A 21,415-nucleotide genomic window follows, 5' to 3' on the forward strand; every position below is an offset into this window, starting at 1 on the left:
TATGAAGAGATTATTAATAGCAATGTTATTGATTTTAACAATGGGCTCAAAGTCATTGGCGCAGCAGATGATTCCAAAACAAAAAGGATTTGAAATCTCTTACTCTGTATTTTCCGGATCATCAGAAAAGCAAAAGTATGTTTTGGCAGCAGGTCTTGTTTCTTATAAAAGAAACGGAAATTATTTATTTGGAATAGGAGAATACAGCAGGAAATATTATGAATACAGAGAGTATGATATTCCCATCGATACTTTTTTATTTAATGGTGGATACAGCTTGTATATATGGGGAGATTCTATGCGTAATGTAAATTTTAACCTGAGTGTCAGCGGTCTTATCGGTTATGAAAAGATCAATCGAGATCAGTCAGAACTTTATGACGGTTCATTACTAAACAGTACAGGAAATTTTGTTTACGGAACAGCTGGAAAACTTTCTTTAGAAAGTTATCTGACAGAGCATTTGGTCTTTATCGTTAACGGACAATTATGCTTTTTGCAGAATAGCCAGCTCGGTAATTTGCACCCGCTGATTGGTGCTGGAATAAGGTATAACTTTTAAATTATTTTTATGAACTATGTAATTAATTATAAGTCCTACAATATCTTTAAATATTCGCTCATTCTATTTTTCGCGAGTATTGTTTTAAATTCTTGTAAGGACAATGATTTGGAAATAGAGCAGAACTTTCCATTTAATGTCAATGTGATGCCGGTTCCAAGTAAGATAAAAGAAAACGAAACTGTAGAAATTCGAATTTCACTAGAGACAGAATCTCACTATAGTGGAACAAAATATTACATTCGCTATTTTCAATATGAAGGAAATGGAAAACTGCAATATAATAGTGATACACCATATCTCCCTAATGATGAATATTTATTACCCAATAAACAGTTTAGACTGTACTATACCTCCGAATCGACAGGATCCCAACAATTTAGTATTTGGATTAAGGATAGTTTTGGGAATAAAAAACAGATCGACTTTGAATTCGATCATTCAGATTAGATCTAGAAAAGCAGTTTGGTATTTTTCAGGCTGTTTTTGTACTTGACTGCCTAAGTAAAAGGCTGACTTAATCTGCCACATCAGTGCTTGAGCCCTTGATCTAAGAGAATTTGCAACCAAAAATAAATTATCTCGGATCAAAAAGCAGGCTGCTCTCATTTATAGAAATACGATACAATCTATTGTTAGCAACAAATAATAATTCCACAACTTTTTTAAACAGCTGTGAATCTGCAAGGAGACTTAAAAGTGTTGTGACCATGTGGATGCAAAAAGATGTTTCGGATCTGAATCGGAAGTATCATTTTGCCAATTTTTTTTCAATAATCCAATAAAAACGTCTCGAAACTGTAAGAGTTTTGAGACGTTTTGTATTGGCCGAAATAGCAATAGCTTAATCTTTAAGACAAATCATTTTTAGAATTGATTTTTTAGAATTTTTCCCGTAATTGATCTTATGTCATTGGAATGGATTACCATTTCCAAGGAATTTCTTGCTCTTGTTATATCTTCATTGTCTATTCGGGTCATATTCAAAAGATGAAGATTTTCAAATTCTTTTGCCAAGGATAGACAACGCTTTATACTAGTCTTTTCTAATAGGATGCTCATTTTTTTTAGTAATAGTAGTTTGTTATAAATGTCTGTCCAGTAGGCTTTTTGCATTTTGTCGAATTCCGCAAGGCTTATATCATAATGGGCATGCTTCTTAAAAATTTCCACTTGTTGGGTGGCTTTATCCAAGTCAGCGACTACAATGCTTTTGCCGCGTAAATCTTAAATTATCACCATAATAATTTTTTAGGTAACCGCCTTGAATAGCAGTTACCTAAATGATTAATTCAGATTGAGAATTTCTTTACCATTTTTTGCAAAACCTATACACAATTCGAAAGCTTTTTGTGACTTCATCTGCGCAGAACCTCCCATAATAATGGATTGTAATTTGGCTTCATCGTCCTTATAGGTTTTTACATTTTGGTAAAAACAGAAACGGCATTATAAGCACCGAACAAAGTCCCTTTGGTGGTTTCCATCTGTTGGGTGTCACTTATCATCGCATAGGCAAACGCATCATCAACGGTATTTTTAAAAACGGTTGACAGATCATCAAAATTTCTTTTGTTCAAATGATCTAATGTTTCTTTGTTGGGACATAATGCCAATTGAATCAGCTTTTCATTTCAGCGTCTCCAACTGTGATCTTTGACCAATGATTGAAAGTACTTTCTAATTCAATGCTCAATCTGTTGGCCAATCCCATGACCTTATGTGCATCCTCTAGACGTTCTTTTGCTCCTGACGTATGTCGGATACGTACAACATTGCTAATGTTTTTTAGAGAAGCATTCAACGTATTTTGGCAAACAATGCGGATCGGCGTAAATGCTGCGGTAATGCTTCCGCTTCCGTCATGAGAGGTCGTTAGGAAAATATACTTTTCAGTAATATCATCACCGTTTCCGACACGGATGTAGTCAGGGAGTTTTGCCGTGATAAAAATTCTCTCGCCATTTCCTAAAGCCCCTGCAGTCTCGTACAAAATACCATCTCCACCGCCTACAATGGAATCAAAAAATGAAAATGCTTCGCGGTTTTGTACAATATGGTAATCTTTTCCGACTATTCCTAAAACGGTGTTGTTGTCCGTGCGGATATTGGCAAAATAGTTGGGAACTTCCAACGCTGAATCCGTTATTTCGATTCTGCTGTTGTTTTCTATAATTCCAGAACCTCTAGTAAATAGGGGAGATTTTTCGACCTCATAGTCAAGTCCTGCAAATTTTATGGCTTCTTGGCTTGCCGGATGTTTCTCTACAATCTGCCCTAAATTGTGCCACGGTTTTTCCTTAACACTGAAAAATGAATAGTTTCCTGTTCTGCTGTTGAAATTTAAATTGTGTGCCATCATGTTAATATTTAATTGTTGGAAATCTTGTTTAATTGTTTTAAATGGAAGATCATTATGTTCCTCGTGTGTTTTAGAATTGGAATTAGAAACCACTTTCTTTTCTGTTTTTAGATTGTTCAGCTTTATTATCAGTTCGTTTGCTACTGCTGTGAACTTTGATCTCTGACGTGGAAATTAAGCGCTGCATGGGGTTCTCCGTCTTTTCCTAACCATACAGAAGTGCATATTCTTCCATTTAATTCGACCAAAGTTTCTTTTGTCAGAAAGTCCGCTACTTTTGGAGAAATCCAATCGGCAAAATCGAAATAGGTAGTCTGTTCGATTCGTTTGCTTTGTTGGTTGCAGTTAGTTGCCATTCGTAACAAGTAAGAAAATGATCACTTTTTTTCATTGGACGGGGGTGCGCACTTCCTCATCTCTTGCCAGTCTTACGCTCATGTTCATAACCGTTATTTTTTAGATTGTACATTTTGATTTGTTTTCAATCTCTTTTTCCGATCCATTTCCTTTAAGCCTTTCAGGCTTCGCTGAATATTTTTCAAAAGAAAAACCGGAAAAAAGAAAGCAGATATGAAGTGTTGACATAGAAAATTGACCAAAAGGAAACAGAATAATTGGAGGGCACCTTCAGGGAGGAAACCGTTTATGCCGTAGTCTTTTGGTGGGTAAAGCGTTGGCTGGCAACAATACCTTAGCTGCCTTTTTACCGGTTTGTTATGGAAAATTTCCTGACTCACGTCTATGACACCATCGTATCGTCTTTTGATTAGACTCACAATGCCAAAGGGCTCCATTTCTTACCTTTTATTGTATGGGAACGGACTAAAATATACTTTTAACCATCAATCTCGAGACAGCATAAATTATTAAATTGGATTATGATGCTGATCAAATTGACGTTTGTATAAAAGAAAAAATATAAAAATATGGTCGTAAACCTAATTACCAAAGAAGATCTTCAGGAATTTAAAATAGAATTGCTGAAAGACATACAAAATCTGTTTCAAATTAAGATTTCCCAACAGAAGTTATGGCTGCGTTCGTCAGAGGTCAAAGAACTTCTGAAAATTTCTTCCGGAACATTGCAAAACCTGCGCATCAATGGAACCTTATCTTACACCCGTGTTGGCGGTACGCTATATTACAATTACAAAGACATCGAAGATATGTTGAAGAAGAAGTAATAATATTTCACAACAAGGAAACCAAATTATGAATTATATCAAACATCTCACAGCTTTCTATGAAAAAGTGGCTCAGGATAATACGCTTAATCCATCGCACATCAGTCTCTATTTAGCCTTATTCCAGTTTTGGAATTTCAGCCGTTTTCGAAATCCGGTCAGTATTTCCCGTGATGAAGTGATGCGTATTAGTAAAATTCGTTCAAAAGCCACCTATCACAAATGCATTAAGAATCTACACTCTTTGGGCTATATTGATTATCAGCCGTCTTATAATCCCTTCCAGGGAAGCCAAGTGGTTATATTAGATTTTACAGCGAAATTGATACCGACTTCTAAAGAAGAATAAAAACATTTTTTTTACTTTTAATAATTTCAAATTTTTGAGAAAGTAACTTTTTAATTATTTATACTTCATTTATAGTACTCTATCTTAGTAATATCAAAATATAAAATAGTATGTTGTAAATTGAGGGGATATTATTTATTGTTTATACTTAACTCTAACGAAGTTTCATTAATCTAGAAAACAATGGTTTGAAATCTTTTGCAGTGATGTTTTGATAATACGCTGAGAGAAGCTGTTTGAATAGAGTAAAATGATATGAAAATAACATTTATTAAATTTTACAAAATGATTATACTGCGCAAATAGACTGCGCTGTTTTTTAATTACTTTGTATTATGAAATTAATTTATTTTTAATAAATATACTACAACAATTAAAAAAACGATGAAACCAATTGACATTTTAGGAGTAAAAAACTTTAGGATATTTGATGATAAAGATGGTATGTTTACCGAAATGGCAGGTATCAACCTAATAACCGGTGCGAATAATACGGGTAAGAGCTCAATTACAAAGTTACTTCAAATGGTAAGGAATAGTATGAATGGGCATTTATTTCCATTTGATCTTGATTTAACTGAACAGGAACATTTATTGGGTGACTTTAATAATCTTTTGCACAATAAAGAAAATAAGCACGTAAATATATCCTTACCATTTACATTCTTAGGACTGACAAAGCTATATGTATCTCTTACATTTGAAGTTGCGGATGATGATAGCTATAAGGCAAAACTAAGAGCTATTGAAGTTAAAGACTACAGTGCTAAAGGTTATAATACACTTTTTTCTTTCATATATAGAACGGCCACACAGGATGAAAAAAAAGCATATGAAGAAGAATTTCAAAGAGAACAACAAGAATACGAGGATGAAAAAATAATTGCTGATAGAAAGCGTGAAGAGGTGCTTGCTGAGGGTAATGAATATAGTATTTTTACAATGAACCCAAGGTTGTTAATTCAGCCAATGAGAAACCCATTGGATTCATTTGTAGAATGGACCATTAATACAAAGATGCTTAAAAATTATTTAGATCAACTTCTGAAAATATATAAATTATATAAAAAACATAATAGAAATATTGATTGGCTTGAGCATAGTGATAAGGTAGCTTATGAAGGAGCAATTCATTTTATTCCATCAACATTTATTAATTCCTTCAAAGGTGCTGTTAACACTCAAAAGTGGCAGGAATTTATAGATGAAAAATTGAAAGAAAAGACTAAAACAGGAAAATCAGCAATTGGTGAATACGATTTCGATATTGATGATATTTTTGACGCAAGATTAGGGATAGAGCATATTTTATATAAAAAATCACTGGATATTTTAAAAAATCAACTGTCTTGGAATGAATATGAACCCAAAAGTAATGAATTTACATACAATGTGATTGTCAACTGTTTTGAAACAAGCTGGAAGAATCTGGCAAATAGAATCTCAAGTATACATATTATTTCAGCTCTTCGAGAGGAGAATTCAAGAGGTTACAGTACGAATGTAAATACACCTTTTACGACATTATTAAGAAACTTCGATTCTTTAAAAGGAGAGTATAATAATTTCATAAAAAAATATCTTGTAAAATTTGAAATAGGAAAAGAGATAAAAGTTGAACATCTTTTAAGTTATCAACTTATGAAAGCTTCTATTAAAACTTTAGATGGAGAAGTAAGGGAACTTGTTGATTTTGGTTCCGGAATCAAACAGTTGATTTTAATTTTAATGCAGATAAGTGTTCTTTCTAAAAAGAATGAGCTAAGAAATCATATTTATGATTACAGGGGAGATGGAGAAATGATTAAGATTAATTATAGACCTAGCATCTTAGTGATTGAAGAACCTGAAAACTACCTTCATCCAAAATGGCAATCCATATTGGCAGAGATGTTCTTGGATGCGTCAGAAAAATATAACATACAATTAATTATCGAAACGCATAGCGAATATTGTACGTCTTCAAACCAACTTAGACATTTTAGTTTAAATCCTTAAGGAGGATTTTCGATTTATAAACTTACTAATTTTTGTTGGTTATATATTTGTCTTCTTTTTCGGATGGATTCCGCTTTTGTTTGCTTTCTTTTTTCCAAAATCTGTTCTGATCTTCCGAAGTACACATCTGCTGGAGTGAGGTTATTTATCGACTCGTGATAGCGCTTGTTATTGTAGTTTTCTACAAACTTCTCCAGTGCCTGGATGAGTTCCTCGGGATGATAAAAATGATTTAGTTTCACTACATTTTTCATCGTTCTGTGATAACGTTCAATCTTGCCCTGGGTCTGCGGATGCATTGGTTTTCCGTGAACCTGTTTCATCCTTAAATCGTCTTTCAGATAGCTTTTCAACTCATTGGAGACGTAGCAGGAACCGTTGTCCGAGAGCAGTTTCGGTTTGGCTTTGGTCTTTAATTTTGCTTTTTTAATGGCTGTGTCCACCGTTCGTTTCACATCTTCGGCTTTCATTGAGTCGCATAGCTCCCAGTGAATGATGTAGCGGCTGTAATCGTCCAAGATCGTGCTCAGATAGTACCATCCCCAGCCTATGATCTTGAAATAAGTAAAATCTGTCTGCCACATTTGATGCACAAATTCCGTTTTGTCTTTGAACTCATTTGCTGCCGAAAGAAGAAAATGATTCGGTGCCGGGATTAAGTCTCTTTGCTTCAAAATCCGGTAAACACTAGATTCTGAAATAAAAACACTTTGCTCATCGGTAATTTTGTAGGCCAGTTCCCTTGCAGATAATTCGGTGTGTTCCAAAGCGATCTCTACTACCAGATCTTTCTGTCTTTCAGGAATGCTGTTCCATTGCCTATGGTTTGTTCTTTTCGTAGTTTCCAAGCCATCATAGCCGTTTTCCAAGTAGCTTTGATACCATTTGTAAAAGCTGCTTCTAGCAATTCCAAAACTTTCCAAGGTTCGTTTCACGCCGAGTTCACTTGTGGTTACCGTTTGAATGATCTCGTATTTCTCAGCTGCCGATAATCTCATATATTTCCTGTATTTATCGATTAATCCAGCCTGTCTAAACTTTTTTTTACAATGTCATAGCGAACGACCAGATCAGCTACGATCTCTTTCAAACGTGCATTTTCCTTCTTCAGATCTGATACTTCATCACTCGTAGCCTCGCGAGCGACATCTCCATTTAAGCGCTTCTTTCCTGCTTCCATAAACTCCTTGTTCCAGGCATAAAACTGCGACTGTGCAATATTATGGTTCCTGCAAAGTTCGGCTACGGAAGTCTCCGCTCGAAGACCTTCCATCACGATTAAAATCTTTTGCTCTGCAGTGAATATTCTGCGGGTGTTCTGCCGAATATCTTTTACGAATTTCTCGGTCGGTTTCTTTTTCGGTGTTGCCATAATTAAAATTACTCTTTTTATGAAAACACTCCTTAAATTTTTAATGTCTAATGTCCACTTTTTGCTGACGATTTACACTTAATCCATCCGATAACCCATATGCCTTCTTTAAATCAGGATATTCTGTAAATAAAATTTCAGCTCTCTGCATTTGAGAAGGCGTCCACTTTTCCCTGCTTTTGTAGAGTAAATATCTGCTTCTTGCCAGAAGCTGTTTGCGGGTATCACCGTTTTCAAACGTTTCTATCTCAATAGGCTCCCTGTTTTTCTTTGCTTCATCGAGCAGGCTATTTTCCCATTCTATAGCTTCCCAACGGTAGTTGATCCTTAATTCCTGAAGGGCTTCAGTGGCGAGCTTCTGAACATGGAACCGGTCTATGACCTTAATAGCATCAGGGAAACACCGTTTGGCAATAAGCTTCATAGACCCTGCCATATCAAGGGTAATCTCCTTTACATTTTTGCGAAGCTTCCTGCCTATTTTATATTTGTTATCTTATATTTTTCCTGTTAGCAAGATTACCTAAAGTCTTGTGATGCTTATTCATTTCTGACAATTATTTTACTAAGAAATTGTTTTAGCTTCTTTTTTTATTAGATTAGCAGTTAAACTAAATGAAAGGATGAAAAAAATTAATATTATTTTATTTTTAGTGTATTTTACTCTAGGATTGTCACAGGAAGCCAATCTTAAAGATCTTTATAACCAAAAGGAATATGACAAAGCCATTAAACTTGCCCAGACAACTCTTATATCTTCACCAGAGGATCTTGACACCCAATTGATACTTCTAAAAATCTACAATTCAAAAAATGATTATTCGGCAGCGAGAGCATTATTGACAAAGTTGTGCAGCAATGATGAAAAATTCTTAATAGAATCCCTTAAAACCAATTATGGCTTAGGAAACACAAAAGAGGCAAAAAGAATATATGACCAGTTGATTAAGGATTCTAAAAATGAAGTATTAAAAAAAGAGCTGTTGAAATTTGGGCTAGTTACAGGTCTGGATCCGATATATGATGACTGGAAAATAAAAGAAACACAAAATATTATTTTTCATTTTCAACAGTCAATTCCGGCAGAAAAAATGCAGAATATTGTTGATACAAGACAAAAAGCTTTTGAAAAGATTAATAGTTTCTTTAATTCGGTACTTCCTAAAAAAATAGACTTTTTTGTCTGGGGCACGGAGGAAAGCTATAACTCTTATCTGAAAACAAACTTAGGCTTTACCTTTGCCCAATTCTGTATTTCTCATAACAGGCTTAACCAGTCTTAATGAAGGCATAGGGGTTTATTTTGACCAACAAGGAAATAACAGGATGGAAGCAGCAAAAGAGGCATATCTAAAAGATCCTGTCAATATTAAAGAAATATGGCAGAATAACAGAAGAGCAGAAGAAAGTATTATCTATCCGATTGCAGGAGCATTTATTGAATATTTAATACAGTATGATAAAGAAAAATTTCTTCAGCTTACAGAAGATCAGACATATGAAAATGCGGTAAAGATTTACGATAGAAAAATTGACAATTAATCGAAGATTTTATTAAAACACTCGAATCTCGCTAATGAAAACAAGAACAATTTTTGATCCTAACGTTTTATAACCTAATTTTTCGGCGGCATCGCTTAAGCCCATTAGACTGCTGCCTTCCCGTGAAGTTTCAGAAAGATTACGGATTTGCTGTAAGGAAATGCTCTTCTCATAATATTTGCTTATGATCCGCAAGCATGTAGGGCCACAGTATTTTGCATCGGGTTGACGATAAAAGGGAAAATATTTTTGCATTTTAAATTATAGATTGTAATGCGATAAGTAAATTGTTACTTTAGAGAATTAATTAAAAATTTCTTTTAAATTTTCAATAAGCGAAAATGTTTCTTGTATGTAACTTGGATTAATAATTATATTTACAATGATTTGGGGTAAGGCTCCCATTATTTCTAAAATAATTACAGAAACGGGTAATAGAAGATATTGCCAAATCGAAAATTTATAATTTACTTTTGCCTTATCTGTCATTGATTTCCAAATAATTATTATCCTTTCTTTAAATGAGTATAGAATTATACAATCTAAAATGATATAAAAAGATAATCTAAAAGCAAAGCCTCGTGCCATAAAAGGAGGCATGATAGTTAAATCTATTATCAAAATATTTACAGCAATAGGAAGAAATAAAAAAGCTCCTAAAATTATAGTTCTATTGAAAATAAGCAATAAACCACAGATTATTTGTGAAACTCCGATAAAGTATTTAAAAGGCTGATGATTAAATAAATGCCAAGCAATTTTGAATAGACTTAAATCCCTTATGGGTGTAGAAAGCTCCGATTCACTTATAGAAAATTGATTGTTTATCATCTTTGAGAAGCCATAGCTGATAAATATATAAGCTAATAGTATTCTAATAGATAAAATGAAATAAGCCTTACTTTTTGTAGTTATAATTCTCATAGATGAACTTTTTTTCTTGCGATTGAACTAGCATAATATCTCTTTAAATAATCATAAAGTAACAGTTCATGTATCCTATTATTAGAAGGAATTAACCTATTTATATTCATATGAATATAGCTTGGTAAGTAGTTTCTATAATCCAATTTAGAAATCTGACATTGCTTTTTAATAGTGCTTATAATTTTTTCTAATTCTCTATCTCTCTTTTTTAGTATTGCGCCTAATTTATCCATAAAAATATCGTTCGTAGCTCCATCCATAATGTTTTCTATCAAATATCTTTTTTCTCGATATAATTTATTTAAAATTTTTGAATTATTATCATCAAATAAATATTCTTGTCTGAATGAAATACTCATGTTGAAATGATCTTGACTTATTGAAAAAAAATAGATTAGTTGTTTGCTATAAAAAAAGGGATTAGGAAATTAGTGCCGCTAAACAAAAAAAATCCTATCCCTTGTACCAAGTACTAAGCAAAGATACAATAGAATTAGAAATTGCACCTTATATTCCAATTGGAAAAAGAGGTTTCAAATCAAAAGCACCTATTTGTGAGATTATTAACTGTATTTTATATAAACTTAAAACAGGCATTCAATGGTATCTTTTACCTGTTTTACAATTGTTCAGTAAAGAAGTTCTTCATTATAAGACAGTTTTCGGCTACTACCGTCAACTCTAATATAGATAATGACCATTATTTTGATCATCAACTATACAAAGAGCGATACGCCATAGAAAGAACAAATGCCTGGCTGGATAGTTTCAGATCGGTGCTCAACAGGTTTGATACCACCATTACCAGCTGGATAGGATTTAATTATTTAGCTTTTATTGTTATTGCCTGTAAAAAGATGATGAAAAAGTCGAGATGAGTTCAATTACTAATATTAATTTTCTCCCAACTTTTGAAACTGATCCATAGAATTTTTACACTATAGAGGCAAACCCAGAACTTCCCAAAACTATTATATAACATTGACAGCTTTTAATCTGATCATATTTGGTTACAAATAACCATTGACTTTGCTTGGTTAATAATTGTAGATTTGTTTAGTGTTAAATATTCAAATTACAGAACAAAGGGTTCTTTAAAAGATCCAGGCCTGCCAATCAATCTATTCCTGGTATACATTATAATATTATTCTTATGAAAATTTTCTTTCTGCGCTGTATCCTGATATGCGTTCTCATCTACTCAGTTCAAAGTAAAGCGTGCTCGGCATTTTTGCTGACCGGTAAAAATTATAACGTCGTTGGCTTCAATGAAAATTGGAAAACAATGCCGGGAATGATCGTAATCAACAGGCGTGATATTCCAAAAAGGAACATCAGCTGGCAGAATTTAACAACTGATCAGTTACAGGCTGAGAAAAGATGGACTTCAAAATTCGGCTCCGTTACGTTCAATCTATTGGGATATGATCTTCCCTGTTATGGAGTCAATGAAAAAGGTCTTTTTTTAGTTGAATTATATCTGGAAGAAACCAGTAAAGTATATAATCCAAAACAGCCTGATATGTTCTGGGCACAATGGATCCAATATCAGTTGGATAACTACAAAACTGTAGAAGAGGTGGTGGATCATCTGAATGATGGGCCAAACATTAACTGGTGGCCCAATGCGGCCGGCAGTCATTTTTTCCTGACCGATGCAAGTGGAAATTCTGCAACAATTGCCCTATTGAACGGTCAGTATAAAGTACTTACAAATAAAGAAATGCCAATGCCTTTGCTTTGCAACAATCAGTATCATAAGGATCTGGCAGCTGCTAAAAAATTTGATTTTCTTGGTGGAAATGAGAAATTTGATTTTGAACAGAACCAAAATTGGGAAGATCGCTACAACCGTGCGTACTACATGCTGAAAAATTACACGTACGATAAAAAGCCTGTCGACTATGCGTGGAATATTTTGAATTCCATACATCCCGGCGAATGGCAGACGGTCATTGATACTAAGAAAATGAACCTGTATTTCAGGTCTGATCTGAAGAAAGAGGTAAAGACCATAGATATCAGAAATTTGGATTTTTCCAAAAATGCTGTTATACAATACCTGGATATCCATACTGATAAGACTGGAATTGTTAACGACTATTTTCAAAATCTTACGACTGAGAAAAATAATCAATATGTTGAGAAAGGATTCCCGATAGGCTATGACAATAAGGAATTCGGCGAATCAGACATTTTTGAAAAACTGAAAAAGAATATTGCTAAGTTTTTTGAAAATATTCTGCCGGCATCTTAAGGCTGTACACTATACTTTAGGATTATGAAAATGACATTGCTATTACAAACTAAATGGGTATCATTAGCGCTACTTACCATATCTTTTTTACTGATCTACAATCCACTGACCAAATTTCCGTATACTTTCTGTGTCATTATAATTTTTATCTTAATCAGCACTTTTTTGCAGAATGGAAATCTGAAACCACTTAATTTCAAGAATCTCAAATCAGGTGACATTAAGAACATTGTAGTTTCATATTTGGTCTTAGAATTGAGTGTGGATTTTATGATCCAGCCGCTGGTCAATTGGCTTTGTAATGAGCCAGCGGATTATTCTACTTTTGAACACATCAGAGGTGACACGGCACAGTATCTCAAGTGGCTTTACAGAATGTGGATCAGTGCTGCGGTAGGAGAGGAGTTGCTATTCAGGGCATTTGCTTTTGCTCAACTCAAAAATATCTTCGGTGATAGGAAAATTCTTATAGTCATTCTTTCTGCATTGATGTTTTGCCTGCCTCATTTGTATCAAGGTATGGCGGGATTGATCATGACATTCGTATTTGGGATCGCTTTTGGATTTTTATATATCAAATTTAAAAATATCTGGATCAATATCATTATCCACGGATTGATCGATACCGTCTTTCTCACATTGAGTTACTTGGGATACATCGAGTTTTACCAGTTTATCTGGTAGCCCTATGTTTCTCATTATGTTCTTAAAAGTTTCTCTTTTTGAGTTGATAGTCTCCAGTCTGACAGATCCGGAATCTTAGTCTGGAACTCAATAAACGTTTTTATTATTCCGGGAGCTCCTAAAGCGCAGCGATAGAGAGATCCCGTTCTTTTCCGGTTTTTCAAGGACATTCAGGGCCGCCGAATTGTTGCTGGACACCACAAATGTCTCCTGGCTGACCGTACAACATAATTTCTCCTTGATCATTTTGATCAAGCATTCTTAATAAATTTCTTTTGTATATTCAATTTCGTTGAATAATTATAACCACTTTAACTTCCGCCATTGCTGGTGCCTGATGGTATTTCAAAATCCCTTAAGTTCTTTTACTCAAAAATTTTCGGATTCTTCCGGCCTCCTTACCAACATCTACATCATTAGCTGTTACAGAGATTTCTTCGCAAATGGGTGTTTATACGTAATTGTAAATCAGGTACTTTTACGCTATTTGATGTTTTTTTTTGTACATACCTTGTGGGGGTATAATTGCTTATGAAATTATTTTGTTTGCAACCCTATATACTGATCTGATTTACTAGATCGCAAGGAAAAATGTAAACTTTTTGTTTGAATTCTGTTTGTTTTAGGTCGTTCTGCATTTAAACGTGTTTTAATTGCAGTCAGTCAAAATGATAGCTATGGAAAAAGTATCGATCTCTGGTGCTTCCCTGCCCGGTGGAGGAGGAGCAATAAAAGGAATAGGCGAAACATTTCAGCCCAATTCATTTTCAGGAACCGCCGCCTATACAATCCCGGTTCCCATAACGACTGGCCGTGGGTTAGCGCCGTCCCTTTCGTTGGCTTACAATTCCGGATCGGGTAACAGTATCTTTGGCGTAGGCTGGGATGTCGAAATCCCCGAATTTACAATTCGAACCGAAAAAGGAATCCCCAAATATGACGGAACCGATATTTTTCTCTTTTCCGGAAAAGAACTGGTACCTAAAGAAAATGCGACCCGCACCGAAATTGATCAACAAGGTGATATATGGAGTATTCGTATTTATTTTCCACGTGTGGAAGATGATTATTCCCGTATCGAATATCATAAAAACCAAACCACCGATGAGAGCTTCTGGCGTACATTCGCAACCAATAATACGGTATCGGAATACGGATCGGTTCCCGAAGCGCGTGTTGCCGATCCCGATAATGCGGCCCGGATCTTTAGCTGGCAAATCGTTTCGATAACCGATCCCAAAGGAAATAAAGTTCAGTTTCGGTACCAACGGGAAAACGATCAGGAAACAGGAGTATTAAACCGAGGCGCCTTTACACGAAATTATATTGACCGTATTTTTTACGGCAATTATTACAATACTTCTAAAGAAGAAAAATTTGCCTTCGAAGTTATTTTTGACTACGGATCGCATGAACTGGATAATTTAACAACAACTGCGGCCGACCCCTATGCTGAGGTACGTCCGTCGGCATGCCGACCGGATCCGTTTTCTTCGTTTAGGAGTGGCTTCGAACTGCGCACTTATCGCAGGTGCCAAAATATACTGCTGTTTCATCATTTTGAAAACGAAAACAACGGAAATCCCTTTCTGGTAAGCCGTTTGCAACTTGCCTATTATGATACAACAGATTATAGTAAGGTACCGGATCAGACCGCAGTGATCTCCTGCCTGAAAAAGGTAACCATTACAGGATGTAGAATTCAAAGTGACGGCAGTTACGAGTTATTAGCAAAACCGGATCTGGAGCTTACTTTTTCGGTATTTGATGTGGCACCAACTGCAACGTTTAGTACGTTAACTGTTGCAGATGATGGGACTATTCCCGGAAACCTCGATGCAGGCGATTTCCTTCCGGTTGATTTAAACGGCGCCGGCTTACCCGGCATTTTATATACCCGCGATAGCGGATCGTTGTATTATAATCCGAAAGGAAGCGGCCATTATTCCGAACCGGAAACCGTACCTGATTTTGCCGTGGGCGATTCGGGTGTCATTACCGATTTACAGGGTAATGGAATTAAAGACCTGATGGTAAGCAGTCCACCCGGATATTATTCCAATACCGGACAAGGCTGGGAACCGTTCCAACCGTTTGAACAATATCCAAGTGCATTGGCCGTAACGGAATCGGTGGATTTGAGCGGGAATGGTAAATCGGATTTTCTGGTGATTATCTGACGGTTTATCCCGGATTGGGAACCTTTGGATATGGCAAACCGCAACAAGTACCGGCGCCGGAAGATTTCCCGTTACAAAGTCAGAATTCAGGAAAAACATCGGTCACTTTTGCCGATTTGTTTGGTGACGGATTACAGCATCGGGTTGCCGTGGCAAACGGAACGGTTTATTGTTGGCCTAACTTAGGATACGGCCGGTTTGGGCAACGTATCGAATTAATAAATGCGCCATATTTTGAAGCCGGTTTTGATGCTTCCCGATTCTATTTTGCCGATCTGAATGGAACCGGTACTATGGATATTGTATATGCATTAGACAATACGGTTCAGCTATTTCTCAATAAAAGTGGAAATAGTTTTTCGGACGCAATTACTATTACTTTACCGGAATCGTTCGATACATTGGATAGCCTTCATTTTGCCGATATACTGGGAACCGGAACGAGTTGCCTGATTTTTTCGAAACTAACCGGTACGCCACGGCATTATTACCTGAATTTTTCGGGAGTCGATCCACTGGACATCGCTATGGTAACGCTAAAACCCTATTTGCTTACCGAAACCAATAACAATACCGGTAGCCGCACGGCTTTGCATTATTCCAGTTCGGTGCGCTTTTATCTGGAAGACGAACAAGCCGGAAAACCCTGGAAAACCCGTTTGTTTTTCCCGGTTCAGGTGATCGACCGCATTACGCAGACGGATGCTGTTTCGCAATCGTGCTACGTTCAGGAGTTTGCATATCACGACGGATATTATGATCCTGTGGAAAGAAGTTTCCGCGGATTTGGTTTTGTAGAAACATGGGATACACAAACCTACGAAGCGTTTACCGCGACCATCCAGAATCTGGAGTTCCCAGTAAACGAGGTCAATAAAGAATTGTTTGTCCCTCCGGTATACACCAAAAAATGGTTTAATACCGGAGTGTTTGAAAGTTATGATGCATTACAGGAGCAATACCGGGCCGATTTCTTTAAGGGTGATGCTAATGCCTATGATTTTCCGGACCATGTGTTTGCTGCCGATATTTATACCGCCAATGGCAAAACGCTTCGGGAAGCTTTTGTAGCCTTAAACGGAAGCAGTATCCGGACGGAAGTTTACGGGTTAGATGATCAACCCGAATCGAGCGTGCCTTATGCGGTAGAACAATCTAATTATGCCGTGGCTTTGATTCAGCCGGCATCCGATGAAGAACATGCAATTTTCCGCGTCGATCCACGGGAACATATTGCTTATCATTACGAACGCAACGCAATCGATCCGCGGGTAGAACAACAATTTACACTCGAAGTAGATCCTCAAAGCGGTACAGTAAAACGCTCCTGTACCGTTTATCTGCCGCGCCGTACATCATCAACCAAAGGCGTTTCGTTATATCCAGAACAACAACAGCTCTTGGCGACTTTTACAACGACCGATGTGATCAATACCGATGACAGCGAAATGTATTGGGCGGGAATCGTAGGCCAGGAGAAGGCGTTTCAATTGTCGGGCTTTGCCCTGGAAAAGGGTAAAGGATACATGGATTTCGATTACTGTAATCACCTCATAGAAGAGGCGCTGCAAAATATCATTCCTTATGGAGTATCACCCGGAGAAGCGGTTGCGGCCTTGCAGTTTTCCTGGACCCGCAATTATTTCTGGAATGAAACACAAGATGATTTTTTACCATTACTCACCATCGCCTCGCGGGGATTACAGGCGTATACTGCCACAGCACAGTTTACCCAAAATTATATCGATTCGGCCTATAAAGGGAAATTAACGAATGATGTTGTTACCAATGCCGGATTTGTTTTCGATAAAGAAACGGGCTACTGGTGGAATAACGGAACGGTACAAACTTATTTCAAATCCGATACACCGGAGCTGTTTTTCCTGCCTAATGAAGTGATCAACCCTTTTGTTCCGGCCGATTCAGAATTGTCGGTTTGCGGGAAGATGGGCTATGATACACCGTATAACATTCAGGTGGTAGAATTAATAGAATACATCGATCCCGATAACGACATTAAAAACACACAACTACTTACACTAGATTATCATACCTGTACACCCAAGCAGTTGGTGGATATTAATGGTAATGTGTCGCAGGTACTTTACGACCCGTTAGGACAGGTGCGTGTTTCATCTTTATTCGGAATTAAAAATGGCGATTTGGAAGGGAGCATGCTCCTTTATCCGTACGGCGGTTTTCCGGCAGCATATCAAACACGAACAACAGCACCGGATGGAACACCGATCACAATACAACCGGTTTTAGACCAACACGACTACTATATACAAGGCGCTTTGACGTATTTTTTCTACGACGAGTATAACTGGACCGATCGTAAACAACCGTTGGCCGCTGTATCTTTATCGGCAACCAATTTTATTCATAAAGGCGCCGGAAATTCCGAGTGCCGCATCCGGATTGAGTTTTCTGACGGTTTGGGCCGGATTATCGAACAAAAAGAATTAGTGGATCCGGGATTGGTTTATGTCGACAATAAACTGGCTGAGGTCGAAGAACGCTGGAATACGTCCGGCCAAACCGTATACAATAACAAAGGACTGGTAGCACAACAATACCTGCCCTTTTTTAGTGCGACATCCGATTACGAAAATCAGCAGACATTGATTGATGAAGGGAATATGCCGCCCCCTTCGGTAATGCATTACGACCCTCTCGGTCGGTTAATCCGTACCGACGATCCGAAAGGATTCTTTTCACAAATCACTTTTACCGCCTGGGAACAAAAAACCTACGATGCTAACGATACGGTACTGGATTCGGATTACTATAAAACGTTTACGGCTAATTATCCGGCCAATCCGACCCAGGAACAGCAGGACGAAAAAAATGCTTTAGATAAGGCGGCCAAATGTTATAATACACCCACAACCGAGGTTTTCGATAATACCGGAACGCAGTTTTTGCTTCAGACAAACAATCTGGGGAAAGTTACTGCCGCTACATTCGACGCCATTGCCACCGGATCCGGCAGTACGAGTGCCGAAATTTTACAGGCTTTGGTTACTGCCGGTTATATTACTGCCGAAGGATGGCTTACCGCGATTTTTACGCCGTATCAAGCCGGATTTGAATTGCAGTTGGATCCGAAATTTTATGGTATAGAAGAACAGATAACCCTAATCTTGTTGCAGGGCGTATTAACATCTTATTCGGAAACCGATATACAGGGCCGGGTACTGCTGCAAATAGATCCACGTTTGTATTACACGAATGTGACTACGGGTACCGATTATATTAATCAGCGCAACACCTATCAGATGAATGAAACGAGTGCGCTGATCACCGAAAGTGCAGATGCCGGAACGGAGTTTCATTTTAACAATATGATGGGGTTGCTATGTTGGTCGTGGACACCGAGAATGTATAACCAACGCATTACTTACGATCGTTTACAACGCCAGAAAACGCTACGGGTTAAGCGATATGTTGATGGCGATCCCATTGTTCCGGTCGATCAATATCCTTTAGTAGAGGTGTGTACTTATGGCGAAGAAATTCAGGACGCCGCCTCGTTAAACCTACGCGGAAAATTGTACGAACAAAAAGATTTATCGGGAATTGTGACGTTTAGCAGGTATGCACTTACCGGACAATCGATTTCGAAAAGCCGCCAGATGACTGCCGTTTATAAAGATGCAGTCGATTGGAGCGATCCGGCAAATGTTCCGTTAGATCCAAACACTTTATCACTCGAACAAATCTATAATGCTGTAGGCGATTTACTCACCGAAACAACTGCCGACGGTACTGTAACACGGCGCAGTTATTCGAAGTCGGGCTTACTGGCAACGATCGATCTGAAATTACCGGACGGAAAGTCAAAACCGGTTATCCAACGAATTGAATATGACGCTTCAAACCAACGGAACCAGGTTGTTTTTGCCAACAATTCATCGACGGTTTGTACTTACGAAACGACTACCCAGCGATTGATCACCCTTAAAAATACCCGATTGGTAACTTCAGGCGAGAATCCGCTGTTGCAAAATATAACCTATGTATACGATCCGGTGGGTAATATTACAAGATTACGGGATTTAAGCAGGGATACTATTTTTTATAACAATCAGAAGGTGGTACCGCTATCGGATTATACCTACGATATTTTATACCGTTTGTTGGCGGCAAACGGCTGTCAGCATCCCGGAATATTAGCCAACACCTATCAGAATAACGTGGTTAACAACGACTTTAAACAAAGTAAATTTTCGGTTGCACCCTCTGATTATGACAAACTGGAAAACTATCGTGAAAGCTATACCTACGATAATTCCGGAAACCTGACTCAGTTAAAACATATTGCCAAATCGGCCTCCTGGACCCGCGATTTGCCGGTTGACGTGAATTCCAATCGTTTAACCGGTATTACGTACGACGACTCCGGGAATTTGCGTCAGGTTATGATCAATAAACCCGTGGCGCTGGATTATAATTGTTGCGAAAATCTGGTGCGCGCTGCTATTATTACCCGTCCGGAAGAAGAAGATGATGCCGATTATTATGTATATGACAGTGCAGAACAACGTACCCGAAAAGTAAGCGAAAGAATGGCAAACGGCGGTACTGTAAACATGATGGAAAGTACGGTATACTTTGGCAACTATGCCTTAAAACAACAGCAAACGGTTACCAATAATACAACAACCATCACCCTGGAACGCGAAACCTTACGCATTATGGATGGCGAAACGTGTTTATTAATTATGCATTACTGGAAGCTCGACGACAATAAAAAGGAAAAACAAACAGGCGACCGCTCATTCCGCTGGCAGCTTTGTACCAAACTGGATTCCGTAGCGGTTGAAGTCGACGATCAGGCGCTGCTGATTAGTTATGAAGAATATTTCCCGTATGGCGGAACGTCTATTATCGCAGGCCCGAATCAGCAGGAGGTGAGTCTTAAAAATTACCGCTATTCCGGAAAAGAACGGGATGATACTACCGGATTATATTACTACGGGCACCGCTACTACGTTCCATGGCTGATGCGCTGGAATAAACCCGATCCGGCCGGTGGCGTTGATGGTCTCAATTTATATGCTTTTTGTATCGGTAATCCGGTTAGTATGAAAGATGCCGACGGACTAAGTGCGAGTAGTAAGGGAACAGCCGGAAAAAAAACAAAGAGAAAAAGGGCTTCTGCAGTAAGCGACAGCTCGGGAAGCGATGGAGATGATGAATCGGATGGCGGAAAGTCGCCTAAAAAATCCAGGTTACTGGATGTCACCAAAAAGATTCGTAAAGAAAAAAGTAAAAAGCTGAAAGAACAAATAACTTCCAGGCATGGTAGCAAAATGAAATTAGCCAAACGAGTCCATCAGTCTAAGTTATATACCGGAGTAACCGAGGAGATTGTCGCTCCTAATAAAGGGATGAGTCCCGAACGGTTACTGGTTCGCCATTTATCGACGGCTCTTTTGGCTCAGAACGAGGATTTTACCGAAGTGCAGGCCGCAATCAATCATACTGAAAAAACGATTTATGTGGCCAGTAACAAAAAGCAAAGTGAACTCGATAAATTATTGTCAGGCACCCTTAAAAATTTTACCGTTCCGGATAAAACGAAATATTCAGGGCGTGTAGCCCGACATCTGGGTAAACTGGAAACCGAGATCAACGGAGCGTATCAGGATTATAAACTGGAATTTGTTAAGGGACACGAAGAACAACATGCCGAAACCAAAATTGTGGAAGCCGGAAAACAATTCAATTATATCGGCGGTACACGTCGACCTTGTTTGGCTTGTAGCTTGTTTTTCCAGATTCATGGTATTGCTGCCACATCCTATGGTCAGCATCCGGGTGCCTATTGGGATTCTGTAGCGGCACTTCTTTCGTTAAGCCCTTATCAGGAACACCTGAGTATGACGACCTATGCAGGAATATATTATAAAAATTTAGGGGTGTCTGCCCGTCATGTACACGATTACGATACCGATAGTGAATAATGATATTTAAAAAAAGTAAATCTATT

Annotated in this window: 16 protein-coding genes and 3 pseudogenes; 12 read left to right on the forward strand and 7 right to left on the reverse strand. The window is 37.7% G+C overall.

The features are described from left to right. Position 1 precedes the first annotated feature (1 nt). Both ODZ84_RS00275 and ODZ84_RS00280 read left to right on the forward strand, forming a co-directional pair. Complete coding sequence (locus ODZ84_RS00275; RefSeq protein WP_266174970.1) at positions 2-562, forward strand: conjugal transfer protein TraO; 561 nt, start codon at positions 2-4, stop codon at positions 560-562. A gap of 9 nt (positions 563-571) precedes the next feature. After that, positions 572-1,012: a DUF3872 domain-containing protein gene (locus ODZ84_RS00280; protein WP_266174971.1), complete on the forward strand. Its 441-nt coding sequence runs from the start codon at positions 572-574 to the stop codon at positions 1,010-1,012. An 837-nt stretch (positions 1,013-1,849) separates the two neighbouring features. Here the strand turns inward: ODZ84_RS00280 and ODZ84_RS00285 are convergent. Both ODZ84_RS00285 and ODZ84_RS00290 read right to left on the reverse strand, forming a co-directional pair. Continuing rightward, positions 1,850-2,921, reverse strand: a pseudogene (locus ODZ84_RS00285) (DUF932 domain-containing protein). Positions 2,922-3,064: 143 nt separating this feature from the next. After that, the gene (locus tag ODZ84_RS00290) at positions 3,065-3,280 is read right to left on the reverse strand and encodes a hypothetical protein (protein ID WP_266174972.1); all 216 of its coding nucleotides are present in this window, start codon (positions 3,278-3,280) and stop codon (positions 3,065-3,067) included. A gap of 570 nt (positions 3,281-3,850) precedes the next feature. On the opposite strand from ODZ84_RS00290, the gene ODZ84_RS00295 reads away from it, so the two are divergent. The 3 genes from ODZ84_RS00295 to ODZ84_RS00305 all read left to right on the forward strand — a co-directional run bounded on the left by ODZ84_RS00295 (position 3,851) and on the right by ODZ84_RS00305 (position 6,455). Next, positions 3,851-4,108 (forward strand): helix-turn-helix domain-containing protein, encoded by a 258-nt coding sequence (locus tag ODZ84_RS00295; protein ID WP_266174974.1) that lies wholly within the window; start codon positions 3,851-3,853, stop codon positions 4,106-4,108. A gap of 28 nt (positions 4,109-4,136) precedes the next feature. After that, the gene (locus tag ODZ84_RS00300) at positions 4,137-4,457 is read left to right on the forward strand and encodes a hypothetical protein (RefSeq protein WP_266174975.1); all 321 of its coding nucleotides are present in this window, start codon (positions 4,137-4,139) and stop codon (positions 4,455-4,457) included. Positions 4,458-4,841: 384 nt separating this feature from the next. Next, on the forward strand, positions 4,842-6,455 hold the full coding sequence (locus ODZ84_RS00305; protein WP_266174976.1) for an AAA family ATPase: 1,614 nt from the start codon (positions 4,842-4,844) through the stop codon (positions 6,453-6,455). A 14-nt stretch (positions 6,456-6,469) separates the two neighbouring features. On the opposite strand, the gene ODZ84_RS00310 is transcribed toward ODZ84_RS00305, so the two are convergent. Together ODZ84_RS00310 and ODZ84_RS00315 are read right to left on the reverse strand one after the other, a co-directional pair. Then, a protein-coding gene (locus ODZ84_RS00310) for an IS3 family transposase (RefSeq protein ID WP_408612347.1) occupies positions 6,470-7,827 on the reverse strand; the annotation gives its coding sequence in 2 pieces (ribosomal slippage) (positions 6,470-7,489 and positions 7,492-7,827; 1,356 coding nt in all). Positions 7,828-7,867: 40 nt separating this feature from the next. Next, positions 7,868-8,263 carry a transposase gene (locus tag ODZ84_RS00315; RefSeq protein WP_408612367.1) on the reverse strand — a complete coding sequence of 132 codons (396 nt, stop codon included), beginning with the start codon at positions 8,261-8,263 and terminating at the stop codon, positions 7,868-7,870. Between the two features lie 187 nt (positions 8,264-8,450). On the opposite strand from ODZ84_RS00315, the gene ODZ84_RS00320 reads away from it, so the two are divergent. Further along, positions 8,451-9,110: a tetratricopeptide repeat protein gene (locus ODZ84_RS00320; RefSeq protein WP_266174977.1), complete on the forward strand. Its 660-nt coding sequence runs from the start codon at positions 8,451-8,453 to the stop codon at positions 9,108-9,110. A 43-nt stretch (positions 9,111-9,153) separates the two neighbouring features. Then, positions 9,154-9,369 carry a hypothetical protein gene (locus tag ODZ84_RS00325; RefSeq protein WP_266174978.1) on the forward strand — a complete coding sequence of 72 codons (216 nt, stop codon included), beginning with the start codon at positions 9,154-9,156 and terminating at the stop codon, positions 9,367-9,369. A gap of 48 nt (positions 9,370-9,417) precedes the next feature. On the opposite strand, the pseudogene ODZ84_RS23345 reads toward ODZ84_RS00325, so the two are convergent. The 3 genes and pseudogenes from ODZ84_RS23345 to ODZ84_RS00340 all read right to left on the reverse strand — a co-directional run. Further along, positions 9,418-9,624: pseudogene (locus ODZ84_RS23345) on the reverse strand (cysteine peptidase family C39 domain-containing protein); the annotation flags it as partial. Positions 9,625-9,672: 48 nt separating this feature from the next. Beyond that, positions 9,673-10,293 (reverse strand): DoxX family membrane protein, encoded by a 621-nt coding sequence (locus tag ODZ84_RS00335; RefSeq protein WP_266174982.1) that lies wholly within the window; start codon positions 10,291-10,293, stop codon positions 9,673-9,675. Continuing rightward, positions 10,290-10,655, reverse strand: coding sequence for a lantibiotic dehydratase C-terminal domain-containing protein (locus ODZ84_RS00340; protein ID WP_266174983.1), 366 nt, complete (start codon positions 10,653-10,655; stop codon positions 10,290-10,292). The genes ODZ84_RS00335 and ODZ84_RS00340 overlap by 4 nt, the downstream gene beginning before the upstream one ends. Positions 10,656-10,723: 68 nt before the next feature. Here ODZ84_RS00340 and ODZ84_RS00345 point away from each other — a divergent pair. From ODZ84_RS00345 to ODZ84_RS00365, 5 genes and pseudogenes are all read left to right on the forward strand, one after another. Continuing rightward, positions 10,724-11,174, forward strand: a pseudogene (locus ODZ84_RS00345) (hypothetical protein). Positions 11,175-11,449: 275 nt separating this feature from the next. Continuing rightward, positions 11,450-12,553 (forward strand): linear amide C-N hydrolase, encoded by a 1,104-nt coding sequence (locus tag ODZ84_RS00350; RefSeq protein WP_266174984.1) that lies wholly within the window; start codon positions 11,450-11,452, stop codon positions 12,551-12,553. A 165-nt stretch (positions 12,554-12,718) separates the two neighbouring features. Further along, on the forward strand, positions 12,719-13,237 hold the full coding sequence (locus tag ODZ84_RS00355) for a CPBP family intramembrane glutamic endopeptidase (protein WP_266174985.1): 519 nt from the start codon (positions 12,719-12,721) through the stop codon (positions 13,235-13,237). A gap of 677 nt (positions 13,238-13,914) precedes the next feature. Further along, positions 13,915-15,417, forward strand: a complete 1,503-nt coding sequence (locus ODZ84_RS00360; protein WP_266174986.1) for a SpvB/TcaC N-terminal domain-containing protein — start codon at positions 13,915-13,917, stop codon at positions 15,415-15,417. A 14-nt stretch (positions 15,418-15,431) separates the two neighbouring features. After that, the gene (locus ODZ84_RS00365) at positions 15,432-21,389 is read left to right on the forward strand and encodes a toxin TcdB middle/N-terminal domain-containing protein (RefSeq protein WP_266174988.1); all 5,958 of its coding nucleotides are present in this window, start codon (positions 15,432-15,434) and stop codon (positions 21,387-21,389) included. The last annotated feature ends 26 nt before the right edge of the window (positions 21,390-21,415 follow it).

The sequence above is a fragment of the Chryseobacterium fluminis genome, from assembly GCF_026314945.1.
Lineage (GTDB): Bacteria > Bacteroidota > Bacteroidia > Flavobacteriales > Weeksellaceae > Chryseobacterium > Chryseobacterium fluminis.